The sequence below is a fragment of the Pseudomonas kielensis genome (assembly GCF_014236655.1).
Lineage (GTDB): Bacteria > Pseudomonadota > Gammaproteobacteria > Pseudomonadales > Pseudomonadaceae > Aquipseudomonas > Aquipseudomonas kielensis.
In genome coordinates, this window is the sequence record NZ_JACMYG010000030.1 from 26,503 (window position 1) to 42,510 (window position 16,008).

At 54.5% G+C, this 16,008-nt stretch carries 18 protein-coding genes; 10 read left to right on the forward strand and 8 right to left on the reverse strand.

Annotation, left to right across the window (positions count from 1 at the left end; translation table 11 throughout):
• The first annotated feature begins 148 nt into the window (after positions 1 to 148).
• The 6 genes from H7995_RS22585 to H7995_RS22610 all read left to right on the forward strand — a co-directional run bounded on the left by H7995_RS22585 (position 149) and on the right by H7995_RS22610 (position 6,583).
• Positions 149 to 1,408 (forward strand): hypothetical protein, encoded by a 1,260-nt coding sequence (locus H7995_RS22585; protein WP_042561208.1) that lies wholly within the window; start codon positions 149 to 151, stop codon positions 1,406 to 1,408.
• A 22-nt stretch (positions 1,409 to 1,430) separates the two neighbouring features.
• On the forward strand, positions 1,431 to 2,288 hold the full coding sequence (locus tag H7995_RS22590) for an SH3 domain-containing protein (RefSeq protein ID WP_033896491.1): 858 nt from the start codon (positions 1,431 to 1,433) through the stop codon (positions 2,286 to 2,288).
• Positions 2,289 to 2,297: 9 nt separating this feature from the next.
• Positions 2,298 to 4,280 (forward strand): hypothetical protein, encoded by a 1,983-nt coding sequence (locus H7995_RS22595; RefSeq protein ID WP_047338250.1) that lies wholly within the window; start codon positions 2,298 to 2,300, stop codon positions 4,278 to 4,280.
• Positions 4,281 to 4,291: 11 nt separating this feature from the next.
• On the forward strand, positions 4,292 to 5,503 hold the full coding sequence (locus H7995_RS22600; RefSeq protein WP_033896493.1) for a hypothetical protein: 1,212 nt from the start codon (positions 4,292 to 4,294) through the stop codon (positions 5,501 to 5,503).
• 84 nt (positions 5,504 to 5,587) lie between these two features.
• On the forward strand, positions 5,588 to 6,064 hold the full coding sequence (locus H7995_RS22605; RefSeq protein ID WP_033896494.1) for a DUF2059 domain-containing protein: 477 nt from the start codon (positions 5,588 to 5,590) through the stop codon (positions 6,062 to 6,064).
• A gap of 93 nt (positions 6,065 to 6,157) precedes the next feature.
• Positions 6,158 to 6,583, forward strand: coding sequence for a hypothetical protein (locus H7995_RS22610; RefSeq protein WP_042561205.1), 426 nt, complete (start codon positions 6,158 to 6,160; stop codon positions 6,581 to 6,583).
• Positions 6,584 to 6,710: 127 nt separating this feature from the next.
• Here H7995_RS22610 and H7995_RS22615 read toward each other — a convergent pair whose 3' ends face one another.
• Together H7995_RS22615 and H7995_RS22620 are read right to left on the reverse strand one after the other, a co-directional pair.
• The gene (locus H7995_RS22615) at positions 6,711 to 7,253 is read right to left on the reverse strand and encodes a DUF1523 family protein (protein WP_033896496.1); all 543 of its coding nucleotides are present in this window, start codon (positions 7,251 to 7,253) and stop codon (positions 6,711 to 6,713) included.
• 198 nt (positions 7,254 to 7,451) lie between these two features.
• Entirely contained in the window at positions 7,452 to 8,621 is a 1,170-nt protein-coding gene (locus H7995_RS22620; protein ID WP_185818868.1) for a lysozyme inhibitor LprI family protein, read from the reverse strand.
• A gap of 237 nt (positions 8,622 to 8,858) precedes the next feature.
• Between H7995_RS22620 and H7995_RS22625 the strand changes: the two genes are divergently transcribed.
• From H7995_RS22625 to H7995_RS22635, 3 genes are all read left to right on the forward strand, one after another.
• Positions 8,859 to 9,407: an antitoxin Xre/MbcA/ParS toxin-binding domain-containing protein gene (locus tag H7995_RS22625; RefSeq protein ID WP_017849609.1), complete on the forward strand. Its 549-nt coding sequence runs from the start codon at positions 8,859 to 8,861 to the stop codon at positions 9,405 to 9,407.
• A 560-nt stretch (positions 9,408 to 9,967) separates the two neighbouring features.
• Entirely contained in the window at positions 9,968 to 11,155 is a 1,188-nt protein-coding gene (locus H7995_RS22630; RefSeq protein ID WP_185818869.1) for a DUF4942 domain-containing protein, read from the forward strand.
• Between the two features lie 150 nt (positions 11,156 to 11,305).
• Positions 11,306 to 11,524, forward strand: coding sequence for a TrfB-related DNA-binding protein (locus H7995_RS22635; RefSeq protein ID WP_185818870.1), 219 nt, complete (start codon positions 11,306 to 11,308; stop codon positions 11,522 to 11,524).
• 183 nt (positions 11,525 to 11,707) lie between these two features.
• Here H7995_RS22635 and H7995_RS22640 read toward each other — a convergent pair whose 3' ends face one another.
• The 6 genes from H7995_RS22640 to H7995_RS22665 all read right to left on the reverse strand — a co-directional run bounded on the left by H7995_RS22640 (position 11,708) and on the right by H7995_RS22665 (position 15,507).
• Entirely contained in the window at positions 11,708 to 12,397 is a 690-nt protein-coding gene (locus H7995_RS22640) for a hypothetical protein (RefSeq protein WP_185818871.1), read from the reverse strand.
• Positions 12,398 to 12,560: 163 nt separating this feature from the next.
• A complete protein-coding gene (locus tag H7995_RS22645; RefSeq protein ID WP_185818872.1) occupies positions 12,561 to 12,983 on the reverse strand; it encodes a hypothetical protein in 423 nt (140 codons plus the stop codon).
• A 52-nt stretch (positions 12,984 to 13,035) separates the two neighbouring features.
• Positions 13,036 to 13,311: a hypothetical protein gene (locus H7995_RS22650; protein ID WP_185818873.1), complete on the reverse strand. Its 276-nt coding sequence runs from the start codon at positions 13,309 to 13,311 to the stop codon at positions 13,036 to 13,038.
• A 92-nt stretch (positions 13,312 to 13,403) separates the two neighbouring features.
• Positions 13,404 to 13,616 carry a hypothetical protein gene (locus H7995_RS22655; protein ID WP_153328350.1) on the reverse strand — a complete coding sequence of 71 codons (213 nt, stop codon included), beginning with the start codon at positions 13,614 to 13,616 and terminating at the stop codon, positions 13,404 to 13,406.
• A gap of 113 nt (positions 13,617 to 13,729) precedes the next feature.
• Positions 13,730 to 14,494 (reverse strand): hypothetical protein, encoded by a 765-nt coding sequence (locus H7995_RS28525; RefSeq protein WP_185818874.1) that lies wholly within the window; start codon positions 14,492 to 14,494, stop codon positions 13,730 to 13,732.
• On the reverse strand, positions 14,473 to 15,507 hold the full coding sequence (locus H7995_RS22665) for a hypothetical protein (RefSeq protein WP_185818875.1): 1,035 nt from the start codon (positions 15,505 to 15,507) through the stop codon (positions 14,473 to 14,475). Before H7995_RS22665 ends, H7995_RS28525 begins: the two co-directional genes overlap by 22 nt.
• 145 nt (positions 15,508 to 15,652) lie before the next feature.
• On the opposite strand from H7995_RS22665, the gene H7995_RS22670 reads away from it, so the two are divergent.
• Positions 15,653 to 15,973, forward strand: a complete 321-nt coding sequence (locus H7995_RS22670; RefSeq protein ID WP_185818876.1) for a DUF5623 domain-containing protein — start codon at positions 15,653 to 15,655, stop codon at positions 15,971 to 15,973.
• The last annotated feature ends 35 nt before the right edge of the window (positions 15,974 to 16,008 follow it).

Below are 16,008 nucleotides of genomic sequence, written 5' to 3' on the forward strand. Positions count from 1 at the left end.
GAAAACATCTGCCCGGCGTTCTGCATCGGAATTCGACGGGGCATTTTGAGTGGTGCCGTCTTCTGCTAGATGGCAATATGCTACATCTATTTGCGCTCCCCCTTATCATCCAGGGCCTGGCGTTTAATTTCTGACAAGGACCCGTTGGATGCTAATCGCACTTGTTGTTTTGAACGCCCTTTATTTGATCTGCAGTCTGCTGTTCAACGCCGAGCTGCTCAACTTCGCTGGCGCTGATATCCCCCTCCGAAAACTCGAAGTCCTTGAGACGTATAGCCAGATCCTGGCGGCTACGAGCATGTGCTTGCTGGTATGGCGAATCTGCTATCGACGTTACCAAGGCAAGGGGAGGGTGCTGTGGGTTTGGCTCGCAGCATCGACACTTGTTGTCACTCCGTTGACTTGGTGGTTTCAGGGGGCCGCTCCGGATTGGATCGCCGAGCAATTCCCCGGCTCGCTACGGGTTAGCAGCCTCTACGCATACGTCACCAAAAAGGGGTTGCTTTACGACTCCCTGACTATTCCGCAGATACCCTACAAGGCCTACAAGGACCAGGGAGAGGGCAAGGCTTTCATAGCAAACCTCGGCGTTCTGATGAGTGTTCAAGGCTCCTACGTCGAGCGCATCGACAAGAACTTCCAAGGCTTTTCAGCTGCAGTTTTTCGTGGCTACACCGTCCGTAATGGAGACGCGTTATACGAGCGGCTGCAAGAAACTGTCGTGCCCTCCATCAGTGACATCAGCAGGGCGTATGCACAGCTCGAAGGTTTTCGTGCAGGGGGAATTCCGGGGAGTGAGTGGCGACCGATCAAGTGGCCGAATGCTGGGGCAGATCTGGGGTACCAGCCGACCATTGACGAGTATGCCCGGTCAATCAATCCCGGTGTGCGGACACGAGATGCGCTGGCCAACACCACCGAGGTTCGCCACATGGCGAAAACCAAGCTCGGTCCTCTCTATGTGAAGGGCATGAACCTTCTGGCTACGCGAGAGCAGTACCAGGCTTATCTGCCTGGCATTGCCGACAACATGGCCTATGACGTCGCTCACACCGACATCCACGGCGCTGAGGGTTTGAACGTCCTCAAGAATATGTGGTTTATCCCCTTCTCCCTTCTTAGCGGGTTGTTCTTCGGCGGCATCAGTCTTGTGGTCTTGATCATCTCGGGTATTGAGGCGCTTCGAAGCCTCCCCGGGCGAATTCGCTTCGTTCGACCGGTCGCCGTGATTTCGATCGTTATGCTGCCTCTCGTTGTTGGCAACGCAATTGTCGATAGCCCCGGTTATAGAGATGCGTTCAGGAGCTTGGGCAAACAGCCAGTTGTGCTTGCCACCGTTTTCCATTGGGCCATGTCCTCAGAAGCAATGCTTTACAACATCACAAGGCCTCTGCTGAAAGCAGAGTGACCTACACAAAGGGAGAGTCACCGTGCGTAAAAAGTTTCTCGTTTCAGTACTGGCATTGGCCATCGCAGCATCAACCTCTGGCTGCGCTGAGTTGGGCATCAACAAGCAACAGGCTGGTACCGCAGTGGGTGTCGTCGCTGGCGCTGTCATCGGGCAGTTCATCGGGAAAGGCAACGGACGGATCGTGGCAACCCTGGTCGGCGGTGCACTGGGCGGTTACATCGGTAACAAAATCGGTGCAAAACTCGATGAGCAGGATCAGCAGGCCCTGGCGCAACGCACGCAAGATGCTTTGAACGCCTCGCCGAGCGGGTCCAGTTTGCCTGTGTCCTGGACATCGGCGCATTCCGGCGCTTCGGCGGAGATCGTTCAGGGCCAAGAGTTCACCCAAACCAAAACGGTTGAAGTGAAACGTGCACCTAAGATCGTTGCCGTCCCTTCGATGAAACTCATTAACGAGCAGTACGTCACCAAAAGCAGTTCGAACGTCCGCGCCGCGCCTGAAAAAGGCGCAGACAAAGTGGGTGGTTTGAAACCCGGCACCGAGTTCACTGCCGTTGGTTCGACAGGCGACTGGATTCTTGTCGGCCGCAAGGGTGTCACTGTCGGCTACGTCCACAAAGATTTGGTTGAACCAAAATCAGTAGCCGTTGCGAAGAGTGTGAAGCCCGCGGCCAACCTGGACGAGATGAACGTCGCTGCCGACAAGGAAACAAAGGCCTTCGATCTGGATTCGATCCCGACGTTGCCAACTCAGCAGGTCGCTGCTGAAACGTCTTGCCGGCCGGTGACCGTGAGCCTCAAAGCGGCCGACGGAAACACTGAGCAGGAGAAGAACACCTTCTGCAAACAAGCCAACGGCACCTGGGAACTCATCTAAGGGATCTTCATGAAAAACCGCGCACTCGCTCTCGTTGTAGTGGGTGCTTGCGGCATCGCGCCGCAAGCCTGGGCTCACCAGCTCGCCTACTCGAAGACAGAACAGATCCAGGTGAACGTTGATGGTGAGGCGACCACCTGGTGCAAACCAGAAGTGGCCATCACCATGCAGCGCCCAACGTGGGATGACCAGAAGCCGCTGAACACGCTTCTATCGAAGCTCCCGTATATTCTCGGACAGGAATGCCCGACGGCCAAGGTCACCTGGAAAGCAGTCGACGCAAAGGGGGCGGTTTACGCCACCGGTGCGGGCAATGCGACCAATCTGGGCCTGGCCACGCTGACTTCACCGCCTGCCGCTCCGGCCGCTGCCGCGCCCGCTGTTTCGGTAGCCCCCGTGGCTTCTCCTCCTACGCCACCAGCAGCTGGGGCGGCTGCGTCTGTACTACCAGCCGCCGCTGCGCCTACTGAGCCTGCCGTCGCAGCGCCTGTGGCTGCTGCACCGGCCCCAGCGCCTGTAACGGCACCTGTGATACCACAACCAGCACCAGAGGCTTCACCCGCGCCAGTGCAACCGGTGCCGGTGGCTCAAGTACCTGTGACGGTTGCGCCCGTTGCCCCTGTTGCTCCTGTAGCTGCCGTGGCCACAGTACCTGTGGAGGCAGCTCCAGCCGCCGCCCCTAAGCCTGCCGCTCCAGCTGAAGCGCCGGCCGCTGTTGCCGCCGTTCCTACCGGTGACTTCGGCCGCTCATTGGTGCTGGCCAACCAGAACCTGATGGGGATTACCGACGGAAGCGGATGCAAATGGGTTATCAGTAAGTCGGTAACTGATGAGTCCGATCCAAGTCTGTCCTTTGCGTCGACACCCGCCATGCCTTGCTCTGCATCAGGCTATGCCGAGGGGTCCTTTGACAAATTGCGTTGGGCGGTACCGAACACCTATCGCGGTGATACCTGGTCAAAAACAACCGTGCACCCGAGCGGTCTGATGTTCAACCAGGCACTGGTCCCAGCGGTGAAAGGCAAGGCGCTTTCTTTCCTGAATAGCCGGGCAGACCAAGCACTCTTTCAGGTGGGTGAACTGCCTGCGCGTAACATGAAGGTGTATTTGGCCTTTGAGCGCCCCAACTACCGTGTCCTGTCGCCGTTCTCCAGTGATCCGTATTACGTAGTGATCACTGCAGATGAGGCATTTGCTCTTGATGCGGTTGAGTTGAAGCGCGCTGTGGTTGAGGTCTACCAATTGGTGAAGGCAACGTCGCCAACGACCGTCGGCCTGTCGAACCTCTTCTTCGCCAAGAACTTCGAAGCGCTTTACCCCGAGGGATACGCGTCGGAAACCAAAGACAACATTCTCAAAACGCGTATGGGCGAGAACCGTGGTGAGTTTTACTTCGATGCTCGCCAAGGCAATAACTTCGCCCTGCGTCGCGAGGAGATCCGCCTGAGAGAAGTACGTCGCCTGCAGCAGCAAATGGCTGAGCTGCACACACGCGTCTTGGAGCGTTACGAACAACTCAAATCCGGGATGAAGGAATTCGAAGGTCGGGAGGCTGAAGCGCTGGCGCAGATGGCCGGTATCAAAGTCACCTTCCCATCGCCGATCGCAATGCAGGACCCGAGCTCTTCAAAGTCCGCTGTGCCGATGATGATTCACGTCACCGGAAAGAGCGGCGACTTCTACGAGGTCGACTTCCCACGTAAGGGGCGTGTACAGGCTGATGCTGAACTGGAGAGCCAGTGGTACGTGCTGCCGGCGGCAAACATGACACCCTTCCTGCCGCTCGAAGACGGTCGCGCCGTTCCTACGTATCGCGTGTATACCGCTGGCGCGGCTGAGGCCTGCAAGCAAGACCACTGTGCTGACAGAGTGTCATTTGGTGCCGTACTGGCCAAGGAATTTCCTAGCGCCGGGATCGACTTCAACTGGACGCCTGCAGTCTCTCAGCAGCACGTGATTGATTGGCAGCAAGCATCTGCTCAAATTCAGTAAGGCAACCGACTATGAAAACGATGAACAAGAAGCACATCCTCATCGCCGCTGCGGTCGCCGGTATTGCGATTCTTGCGGCTGGTGTGGGGTTATCGAGCTCCGGCAAGAAGCAAGCGCTGCGTCAGTACGATGAGATGAAGGAACAGTACTTCCTCGAGAACGTCCTGAGCGAGGGAGATATTTCCTATTCCTTCTGGTCGGGAAACGTCACCGTTGAAACACCAGAAATCCGCCTGGTTGCAGCAGAGACCAACGGCGCAGATAAATTCCTGAAAGGGATTATGGGGCTGCTCGGTGGAATGGACTCCGGGGCAAAAGAGTCTGCCCTGGTCGAATGGTCACGGTATCTGCTTTCGTCCAGTACTGGTGGCGGTCGTGCCGGTGGCGTTTACTTGAAGGCCGACGCCCTCAAGGTTAGCCGCGAAGGTGATAACAAGAAGGGCGAGATTCATGTCCAATTGTTGGGCATGGACATGAGTACTCCTTACCTGTCGCACAAAGGCACAGATGTGGTCCTGCCTTCGGAAGTAGCGGATGAGATCCAGCCGCGCGCGGAGATGGATCAGTACGGAGGCGTGGTCAAGTCGCCCTACTCGTGGGGTAGCAATATCGTCCAACGTCTGCCGTTCACTGGTGCATTTATCACCGGCGCTACAGGGGAGTTCGGCACCAAAGTTGACTTGGACTTCAAGCTCACGCGCTCCAGCGACGGCGAAGGCTCGGTCGAGTTTGTAGTGGTGCATCGTAATGACGGCAGCGAAGTTGGCCGGATTGTGCGCGAGGCTAAATTTGCGTCCATCCCAGAGCTTGACGATGTCCAGGCGCAACTCAAGAGCGCGCTAAGTGGCTTCATCATGGGGGCTTACAGTACGTCCATGGGCCAGGCCGTAATTGCGGAAGCCGCAGGTGACTTTGCTCGTAAGACCAAGGTGGCCAGCTACTCGCTGACCTACAAGGGCTTCGACCAGTTAAAGGAGTCGTTCGACGAATTCAAGGCCGCTACCAAGCGTGAGGAGTTCACCGGCTTTTGCAATGAAACAGGCCTATCAGGTTATCAGAGTGACTTTGGAGTCAAGGGCAAGGATCACAGCGATTCGGAGTGCGCGATCGCTCAAAAGCTGGCCACCGATGCCAAGTTTGAAGAGTCCTACATTTTCAAGGAAGACAAGTCGTTATTTTCCGGCCTGTTCGTGAGCAAAAGCTTCACGCTTGAGACGAACTGATCACCACATTTCCTAGAGCCTGGAGTGCGGTCCGCCGTACTCCACGGTCACCAAAAAAAATCTCAAGACAAAGGCAGGCATTTCATGACGAACGTTTCCAAATGGGCAATCACGGCGCTCTGCTCGGTGCTGCTGGCCGGTTGCGGTTCAAGCCAGGACAAAGCTGAAGAACTGGTCAAGTTGATGGGCATGGACGTCCAATACAAGATGGTAGTGCAAGTCGCCACGTCGGGTTATGCATCCAAATATCGCGAAGTCGCGCCAGAAAAAATCAAGGCCGTGATCGAGGACAACATTTCCCAGGACCTACTGAAAGACACCCTGGTCCAGGTCTACGCAGATCACTTTGATGCCGACGAACTCGAATTGATGATCGAGGCCAACAAGCATCCGGATCAGGCGATGAAAATTATCATGGGCTCTAAGGACGGCATGAAATTGGCCAAGAAAACCATGGAAGTCCAGGTTGATCTACAGCGTGATATGGCCAAGGCGTTCGAGGATCGTGATGAAGACATCGTGGACGAGTTGGACGACCTTCAGAAAGAAGCTCGCGGCTGATCTGTCATTTGCCTTCTTGTGCCCGAACCACGGTTATCGAGGCGGCAATTACGAACAGTTTCAGGTAGCGTTTGGCAATTAATGGAGGGTGGGATGAGGCTATTTTTGGTAATGCTGCTGGCGCTCAGCGGCTTCGCTCACGCCGGTTGCGGCAGCATCAACAACGACGATCAACGCGCCTACTGCTACGTCAAAGAAGGGAATGGGAGTTGCGCGAGCATTAAGGACGACGATCTGCGCGCTACCTGCTATGTGGAGGCCGGCAATGGCAGTTGTGCGAGTATCCGTGATGATGACAAGCGCAAATACTGCTACGTGAAAGAGGGCAACGGAAGCTGTGCAAGCATCAACAATGACGACTTGCGTAACGCCTGCTACGTCGAAACAGGCAACGGCAGTTGCGCGAGTATCCGCGACGACGACCAGCGATACCTGTGCTACGCCAAGACTGGCAATGGCAGTTGCGGGAGCATCAAAAACGATGACATGCGACGTCAGTGTGAAATGGTAAAGCGCTGACTGGCTTGCTTTAGCCTAGCCGTAACAAGGAATCGCACCTACAAAAAAATGCCAGTCAGGTAACTGACTGGCATTCATTCTGCGGTTAACGAATCTTCCAAGCTGAAAAGGCGGGTGGTTCAACTGTTCAACCCAGTACTTCGCCCCTGGTCTTGCGCTTGAATCGCCGGCGCATGAAAAACACCACAAACAAAATCAGTAGCGTGCCTACGCTGAGGAAGATCGTGTTGAACCAAGGAAACGGCTCTTCGCGACTGTTTGTGGCTTCGATGTCTGTGATGTTTGGGAACACGGACAAGATTTGAATGCGCCAGCCGTAGTAACGGATCAGCGCCAGTTGCTGGGCATCTCGTGAGTAACCCTGAGCCTTTGCCTGAACGTCGGCCGAATCAAACTTGAAGTACCACGGAAAACTCCAGCCGGTGTCGTCGTTTCGGTAAACTTTTACCACTTTCGATGTTGGGTGTTCAGTGTTAATGAAATACACGTCCCGGGTCGGGCCGTCGGCCGGGTTTTCAGCATTGATGACGCCGTCATCGTCCACACGTTTTACCTCAACGCCGGTGATGGCCACCACGTCGTACTGCGGCAAAACATAAAACAGACCCAGTCCCGCACCAGTGATTACGAGCAAGAATGCGCCGACAATCACCCCTTTAATCCACTTCATTTATGTGCTCCATTTTGATCGTCGAATTCTGCCCCAATTTGATCTTGGGTATTCACCTTTGACCGCTGGGGTGCTACTAAACTTGGTTAGCAAATGTGTAGGTGCTGCAGTGATAGTAACGTGGCACAAAAAAAGCCCAGGAAATCTCCCGGGCTACTTGTTTACTAAAGCACGCGATCGCGTTCCGATCGCCCTGGCTTATGCAGGTGCTGTATCAAATTCCAGGCATTCGGAAAGTGAGGTGAACTCAGGTCGCCGGCAGACCCAGGCAGTAAAAGCGGTGTAAGCCACCGACAAGCCTGTGATCAGAGCCATCGTTTGCTTCTTCTCTCGACTGTTTCTAGCAGCAGCACGCGCTTGGGATTCACCTTTGCGTCTGGCACTGTTCGAAAAGAGAGACGCGATCAGCATTCCAATCAACGCGTAGAACACTGTGATGAGAGTGAGCTTGGCAACAATAACTAGGGTGATACTCAGAGCTCCCTGGTTTGTCCGGAAGGTCGCGAATACGGCATATGCAATGGCCAAGATAATCCCGGTACCCAACGCTATCCCTGAGACCAAGCCAGGCATTTCAAGCCAGCGAAGGATCAGAGCCGCAACCGCTCCGATCGCGGGCAGCGCATTCGTGATCGCAGCATCGGTGTAGTCGGTGTAGATCGTGGCAGCCTCTGTGTGGTGTCTCCAGATCGCCAGGCAGGTGATCAAAGATCCTATCAAGAGCGTGTATTTCCATGCCGGGCCTGCCCAGAAGGCCTGCCACATGCGTAGCACTGCTGGTTTCCCAGCTACAGGCTGAGCAGGGCGCACTTGCTGTGCCGAAACCACATTGGCTGGGCTCTGAGAGGAGGGCGCCGGTTGCACACTTTGTGATTGTGTTTGAGCCACCTGGTGCGGCTGAGCAGATTGCTGTTTTTGTTGACGGAATTGTTCCTGAGCGATCCGGTACTGCTGATCTCTTTGTGAGTTGGCAAGATCCTCTGCCTGGCGCTGAGCTTCATACTCATCCTTGCGCAGCTTCTCTTCTGCAGCGTATGCCTTACTTTTTTCAACGCGTGAGTAACTATCCAGAAAGGTGACACGAGCTCCCAAGGTTTGATCGAGACACTTCTGGGTGGTGCACTGGTCTCGCACCGATAGCCATTCGCGTTGTGATTGCCGTAGCTCATCCGGGTGTTCCGTTTCAGCGAGGGCTTTTTGATAGGAGCGCGCCAGAATGCTGTCGACGCCACTCAGATAGCCGTCATTACAGATGCTGGATTCCGCAAAATTTGCGGCCTTAGAACAATCAAAGCTTGCTGCTATTGAGTTACAGGCCACTAATGCCAGCGTAAATGCGAGAGCGTTGCGAAACATCATCCGGTTCATCCCTAATTCCGTTATCCAGTGCCCAGCAGGACATAGTGGTTATCGGCCGGGCATGTGAATACGTGAGGAGAACCTGCATGCTCGTGTGGACGCGTCAGTTGAAGTCTTGAGCAGCAACATTTCCTTCCCGGGGGATTTTTGTTGTCAGATGCCGACGTTGACAGGGCTGTACTACCAGCCCATCTTTCCTAGAAGAACGTCACCCGTCGTGGAACATGGCCGGTCAAGAGGCGACCTATGTTGGCTGAATTGCTGCCTAAACCGGTGTACCGTCACTACCGACGTCATCTTGGAGTTTCACTTCAAATTGGCGTAGGGGCATCAGAGCAAGAGAACCACGAGATTATCGCGGCAGGATTCGCAGCCGAGAGATTCAAATTGCTTAGCGAATCTGGCGTGTACGACGCAGTCGCCCTTGAAAAGATTATGCCGGTTGGGACCCTTAACGCCCGATTGGCTCGCCGACAACGCTTAAATCTGGACGAGAGTGATCGGTTGTTCCGACTTGCACATGTGACAGCAATGGCAGAGGCGCTGTTCGGAGACGTCAAAAAAGCCCAGCGCTGGCTGAGCAAGCCTAAGCAACGTTTTGCCAAGGAACAGCCCCTCGCACTGTTATCCACTACCCAGGGCACTCGGATGGTCGAGAAACTGCTGATTCAGGTTTGCCGAGGGGATGGTCTTATAACGGGTGCACTGATCTTTGGTGGCAAGTCGATGAGCCACGCTACATCGGTTTTACAGAAACCAACTCTACAAGGCGGTAATTCTTCCTGGCCGCTTTGATCGCTTCCTGTTCTGCGAGACGCGTACTGAGCGTATCCTCCTCATGGACCATTGTGTGCTTCCTACCCTCAAACTCATTACCGACCCGCAGCGTGACCCTTAACACGGGGGTGAACGCTTTCACCGATCTTCTTTTTCTCCGCAGCCTTCACTGGCTGGATGTTCGAGTTATCCGAAAGATTGTCATGTTCATGTAAGGCATGAGTCTGCGCAAGTGGCTGCACCGCCAAACAGCGCTCGGCGCATATCTGCTTCAGTGAGGTCGTGATTTTTGTATATAGCCTCGGCGTAGGTTTGAACTCGCCGCTAGTGCTTGGCTCGGCCGCAAATTGTCGTAATTCTCATCGGCTTCGGCACTGCCTTTTCAAAGGCACGTTTGCATTCACCCAAATAAAACTGTCAATGTTTGGAGGCGTTAAGAATCTGAGGCCGGATGCCTCTGTCAATCCTCCACTTTTGGCGTTCCTGATGCGTCAATATCAGGCGCAAACATTGACTGTCAATGAGCAGTTCACTGACTCAGTGGTAAAGCCCAATCTTGCTGGCCTACTGCTGTGTCAATGGTTAGAGACGTAGCTGATACGGGTGAGCACGTCACGAATCAGCCACAAGGTTTCGGCATGCGCATGATTGTCGCCAACATGCTGACCAGCTATGACAGCATCAACTACGACCGGGCCGGTTACCTCAATGACCTGCGCTGTGTTATCGCGAAGTTCATGGGGCGCGAAGAGCCACGTCACGGTGACACCGGTCCATTGCTCGAAATCTTCCGCCGGCGTACCGGTGACTGGCATGAAGTCGACGGCGGGACGATCCGCATGAAGATGTACAAAAAAGGGACCTGCCACATCCAGGTACACCCAGACATGGCTTGGCGCCTGAATGCTGTTTTGGCGAGCCTGTACCCGTTGGCAATCCCGGCCAGTTTCCGCACAAAGCCCAAGGCTCGCGCCAAAAGCCATAAGCTTTTTGGCCGCCCGCTTCCTTTCTCCGTGATCAATTTGCTGCACAGCATGCGCTCCGAGCCCTGCACGCCCACCCGAACTGATCGGTGGGCTGAGCCGCGCCCGCCTCTGACAGACTGCAAGTGGGCCCTGCGCTTTGATTATGGCAATCACAGTGCTGTTGTTCAGGAAGAAGCGGAGCGGGTCCTTGCGATGATTGGGGGCGTACGCCGCAACAAAAATGCCCATGTCTGGTTCGACTTCGATTACAACGCCCGCCCGGTGCTTGATGAAATCGTCTTGTCAGGCTGCATCCCCGACCAGAAAGCGCATCAGTTCTACCCAACATCGGTGGAGCTGGGCACCCAGTTGATCGAGCTGGCAGACATCGGGCCGACGCATCGGTGCGCCGAGCCACAGGCGGGAGTAGGTGGTTTAGCCGATCTGATGCCAAAAGATCGCACGAGGTGTATCGAGATCAGTGAGCTGCATTGCAACGTCCTCAGGGCCAAGGGTTACGATGTCACTCAAGCGGATTTTCTTGAGTGGGCAGAAACCACCACCGAGCGTTTCGATCGTATCGCAATGAATCCACCGTTCAGCGAAGGGCGCTGGCAGAGCCATACGAAAGCCGCCGGCCGGCTCGTTGCAGATAACGGGAACCTGACCGCGATCCTACCGGCATCAGCGAAAGGCAAAGATCTGCTACCCGGCTTCGATCATGAATGGTCCAGCGTCATCGACAATGCGTTTGCAGGTGTCAGCGTGTCGGTGGTGATGCTGAAGGCCACGAAGCAATGAGGTTCGCCTGGTTCTAAATTGACGTGCTGCGGGCTGGGCGATGCGTCACTTGTTCGGCTGGTATGATGGGGCGCTATTGAAACTTTCAGCCAGCTGACCACACTGGCAGGGATCAAGTCCTGAAACAGATATTGAGCCGTAGGAACAATTATGAAGGGTGAACAATACGATGCCCTGGTGAAGCTGATGCGCGGGGATGTGGAGAGCGCTGGCAACCGTGCAGCTCGCCGAGTCTTGGTCGACGGTGTCGTTCAGGCCGATGCTGTCCGTGAGACTGGGGCCAGTCGCAGTACCGTGAGCATCACTGTTCGTCGATACACTGAAGCGGACGAGCTGATGCGAAGGGTGTATGGGCAGGAAAACGACTGAAGCGTTTGACGGTTTTGACGAATGCACGTCCGGTCAAAGGTCGGGTTTTTTGCGCACGGAATTGAGATACCGATGTGAACTGCTCGACGGGTGACTGGCTTTAATTTGCTCCAGGGAAAGATCCCAATCACCCGACGCGCTACAGGTGCCGGTTTAACGCGTCAAGTTTCCCACATTGCTCCATCAGAGCGGTCGCCCTGATCCATTGGAAATCGTCTGCAATTGCCCTTGGGAAGTTCGGGTATACAAGGCATGCCCGTTCGACGCCGCTGCTTGTTTGTAGAAGGCGGTTTTCTCGCAAATATGCACTCGGTAAGGGCTATCTTCGTGGCAGCAATCAAGAATGGCGTTGTAAATATGGTAAAGCGGAACAGCCAACTCTGGCTTGTTAATGAACTCCGATTCGAGCATCTGGATCGGGAGATCTCTGAGTTTCCAATCCTCCTGCAATGCGCAATGTAGGGCAAGCACGCCCGCGTTCTCCCTCAGTGTTTCAAATGGTGCATCAAGGTCCGGATAAGAGTCCGGATCAACCAAAATGCTGTGCGGTATTGCAACCAGAACGCGAGCATCAGCGTAGTCGGCTAAGGCTTGCGCGGTTGCACCTGCCCCACCTTCGGCGCCAATTGCTTTATGACGCATTGCTGCGTGTTCTATTGGGAACGGACTTTGTCTAAGGGCAATGACATCGTCGATGTAGGTTTGGTCCGCCCCGTGTAGCCTTACGATCACAGCATCACTCGCTAGGCACTGAAAAGATTGGTAGCCCAGCAGTGTGGCAAGAAGGTCGAAGGTGTCTTCGCGAGAAGGCGCGCTACCAATCCGAGATCGCAGGTATCTGCGAATGGACCAATTAAAATCGCCGAGAGTCATGCTCATAGCCCTAGTGTTTGGAAAGTTTTATGGCTGGTCGCCATTGATGCAATGAAAGATTCCATATTTTGAAGTGGCTTTGGCAGTACGTGCAATACGGGCTTCCACCAGGTCACTCGAGAATTGCTTACTGATCCGCGTTACACAATGCCAGTTGCCGACCTTATTCGACGGCAACGCTGCTGGAAATGACAAATGCAATGATGTCACCAACAGCGACGCCATTGCGGCCAACCATACCTTGATCGTCGACCAAGTAGCCAGGCAACTCGCGAGATACAGCGCCATCACAAGTTAACGTGCCTTTGTCCGCCATAAGGCGTTTGACCCGACTGTCCCATTGAGGGGCTACCTCAAACGAACAATTGCTCTCCACCAACACTTGCGAGAAGTTGTATTCACTTTTCTCGAAGTTTCCGGCTTTCCATTCTGTGGGTAGGACCTTACCGGTCAGGGTATCGTCCAAGTGATTCGCCTTGATGAAAATTCGGGAGCCGGCCGGGATCGTGACGTTGGGTGCATTGTCATTGCAGCCGGCCATCAAAGCGGCGCAAAGGGCAATCAACGAGAATTTCGTGATGGACATGCTTTTTTCCATGTTTTCTCGTGGAGTTCGTCCAAGTGGTTTGCGGGCGCGCTCAGTGCACGGTGGTGGTGATGTGCTCAAAAAGTACTTGGACCAGTTCTGCACGTTTGTCCTGGGTGGCCTCCATCAGCGCCAGAGCTTGCTCCGAAAATTCGATATCGAAGTAGCCGTTGTTCAGTTCCCAGCGACTCACAATTAAGGCCCAGCTAGTCCTGCCTCCCTCGGAAAGGGCAATCGTTTCGCGGGAGAGATCTCGAAGGAGTTTCGTCAGGGCATCATCAGACATTTGCCCATTGGAGACGCCGCGCAAGCGTTTCTGAAATTTCATTACTCGACCACCTGTCCTGTCACCTGGGTTTGAATAGTGGACCCTGTTGCCGAAAAAGCCCGCGATCGGCGGGCTTGGGATGGGTCGGAGTTCTAATTTGCGTCTGCCAGATGCTTACGACCTTTTTCAAACCACGACCGCACCTCATCGTAGCTACGTTGGTCGAGCGCGGTCATTACATGCGCTAGGTCGGCGACTGCTTCTTGCTTTGTGATGTCACCGGCTTTGTGCGCATCAAGCACGTAACCGAGGAACGCGTCCATGTTGTCGTGGTCACGATCGGTGAGTTCAGGTTTGCTGGCCATGCGTTTTCCTTCTTCAGTATCGAGGACGCCAATAGGGGTCCTACTTCGGTTTAGCCCCACGGTTGGTAGTGGGGCTGGTGGTGCTACTGGGCGTTCTCCTACTGGGGTGGCGACTACAACCCGAAGTTCAACGTCAGTCGTTCTATGAAACCCTCCAGAGTGCCTTTCAGCTTGAGGGCGTTGAGATCGATCTCCTCCTTCGCCAGGCGCTCCACAAACGCCCGCATGTCGTTCTGGATGCTTTCTGGCAGCTTGATGGGGTCGTCCGTCAATTGCCCGCTCAGCACCAGAATATCGTTCCTATGCTTTCTCACGTTTTTGCTGTCGATCTGCTCACCAGCCTCTTTTCGCGCTGACAAATCGAGCCATGCATGCGCCTTGAGCGGAATCAGCCGGTCGGCGCCGATAAAGGTTAATTGTTCGTTACTGTGACGCCCCTCTAGAAGGTACTGGTAGTAGGGCTGATCGAGCAAAATTGCTGACAAACTTGAGACTGATTCATCCGTAGGAATGGGGGTCAGTGTTGCATCTGTTGGGTGCTCAATACCGTCGGGTGCTCGCGAGAACAATTCGAGCTGGGCGGGGTAGGCTTCATTTTCCGGGTTTTGGAACCGGTAGAACACCGGACGCTTACCGTCAATTTCGCCAACCTGGCGGATCGCGTACCCTCCGGCCCGGACGAACTCCCAAAAAGCCCCCACAAAATCAGAGTTGAGCGCTTCAATGACCAGCACGATATCGAGGTCCTTGGTGGCGCGGAACGATTGGCCGGCCTCATCCATCGTAAGCCAGGAGGCCACCCCGCCGATCAAGACATACTGGTCACGATACTCACTAAAATGCTGCCCGAAAACGTCTAATCCTCTGATCTCAGCCACGAAACGGTCCTCCTAAGGTCATCTAAAGCTTGCTGGACACGTTCGTCCGGATTGTCTTTCAAACTCAGAAGCAGCGACGCTTCATCTGCAATGTTTTTATCTTCCGCAAGACTGCGATATGCCCAGATCTCCACCCATGCCCGGATCTCGTCCACCTCGCCGGTTTCCCTGAACTCTTTGTCTTCGACCATGGTGTCGAATTGCTTTTTGGTCATGCCAAATACTGGTTGTGCGGGATCAGCCAACATCGTGCTCTTGGCCAGCGCGGTCTCGCCGGCGAGAAAGACTCCGTTGCGTGCGTGAAGCACACGGTCGATCGCCACCCTCCGCTTAACGGGAGAACGCATAAATTGGAGAGCTTTTTTGAAAAGGTCGGGTGGAGGCGCACTGAACGAATAGAAATGTTTGAATCCGCGGGTTTGGGCGGGATGGACGATGCCCAGCTTCAGCAACTGATCGATCACTTTGGCAAGGGTGACGCGGCTGTACTTGAATTCACCCATGATGTCGCCGGCCTTGAAGACTTGATCGCTGTCCCAGCCCTCATACAGGCGAGCCAAAAGCATCGCTTGTGAAGCAGGGAGAAGATCGGACACTTCCCCTTCATTGCGGCGCGTGCGGACGCTCTCTCTCAGGTCCATCGCCAGTTCGGGAATGAACAGCTGATAGCCAGGCTGGATGAAGTTTATGTGGTTGGCGATCAGGCTACGTCGCTCCGGTACCGAAAGTGACTTGCACACGTACACGACCACTTTGTCCGTGAATCTTTGTACCTGGGCGATATGCTTTCCAAGCGTCACTGCGCCCGGATATTCGTCATCAACCGGCAGGAGCAGGACCATCGAAAGCTTCGACTGCTTGTTCTTGCCCCCAATCAAGAGAACCAGATTGACGAGTTTGTAGGCGTCCTTGATGTAGTGAGGCACTTTGAGTTCTGGGGCTGGCCTCAGCTGCGCATCCACACCTAGCGTAGATTCGAGGTAAAGCCTGATGTCGTCCCGTAAAACCGGCATTTCGCGCCACCTTGTTAACCACTTTTTTGCACTGTAAACCACGGTAGTTAACAAGTCAAAAAAGTGGTTAACAAGATTGCGGTTTTGGAGGTTTGCTTTTGCCGCCATCAATAAAGGTTGTCACCGGCTCTCATTGGATCTCCACTTGGAAATTGCTGCTCTGCTGACTAGTTTGGAGTACTCAGGGATGCCTTATGCATGCGATTCTCCTTTCGCTGATGTGAGGGTTGCACTTGATGACTGGATGAATTTGGAGTTTCCAAGCGATGGGGAAATTACAGACGAGCAACGCGGTGCCTATTCTTACAACGCGACCCCGATAAAGATTCGGAAAGGAATTGAGCAGCTGGATGCGATCAATAAAATCTCTGATTTGCTTCAACAGGGATATGCAGACTGCAAACCGCTTCATGTAGTGCTCAAAAAAATTCGCCGGATACACACTGCCATTTCTCGAAAGCTATAGCTTCGTTGGCAGTAAATGCTCGGGGGGCTTCAAGT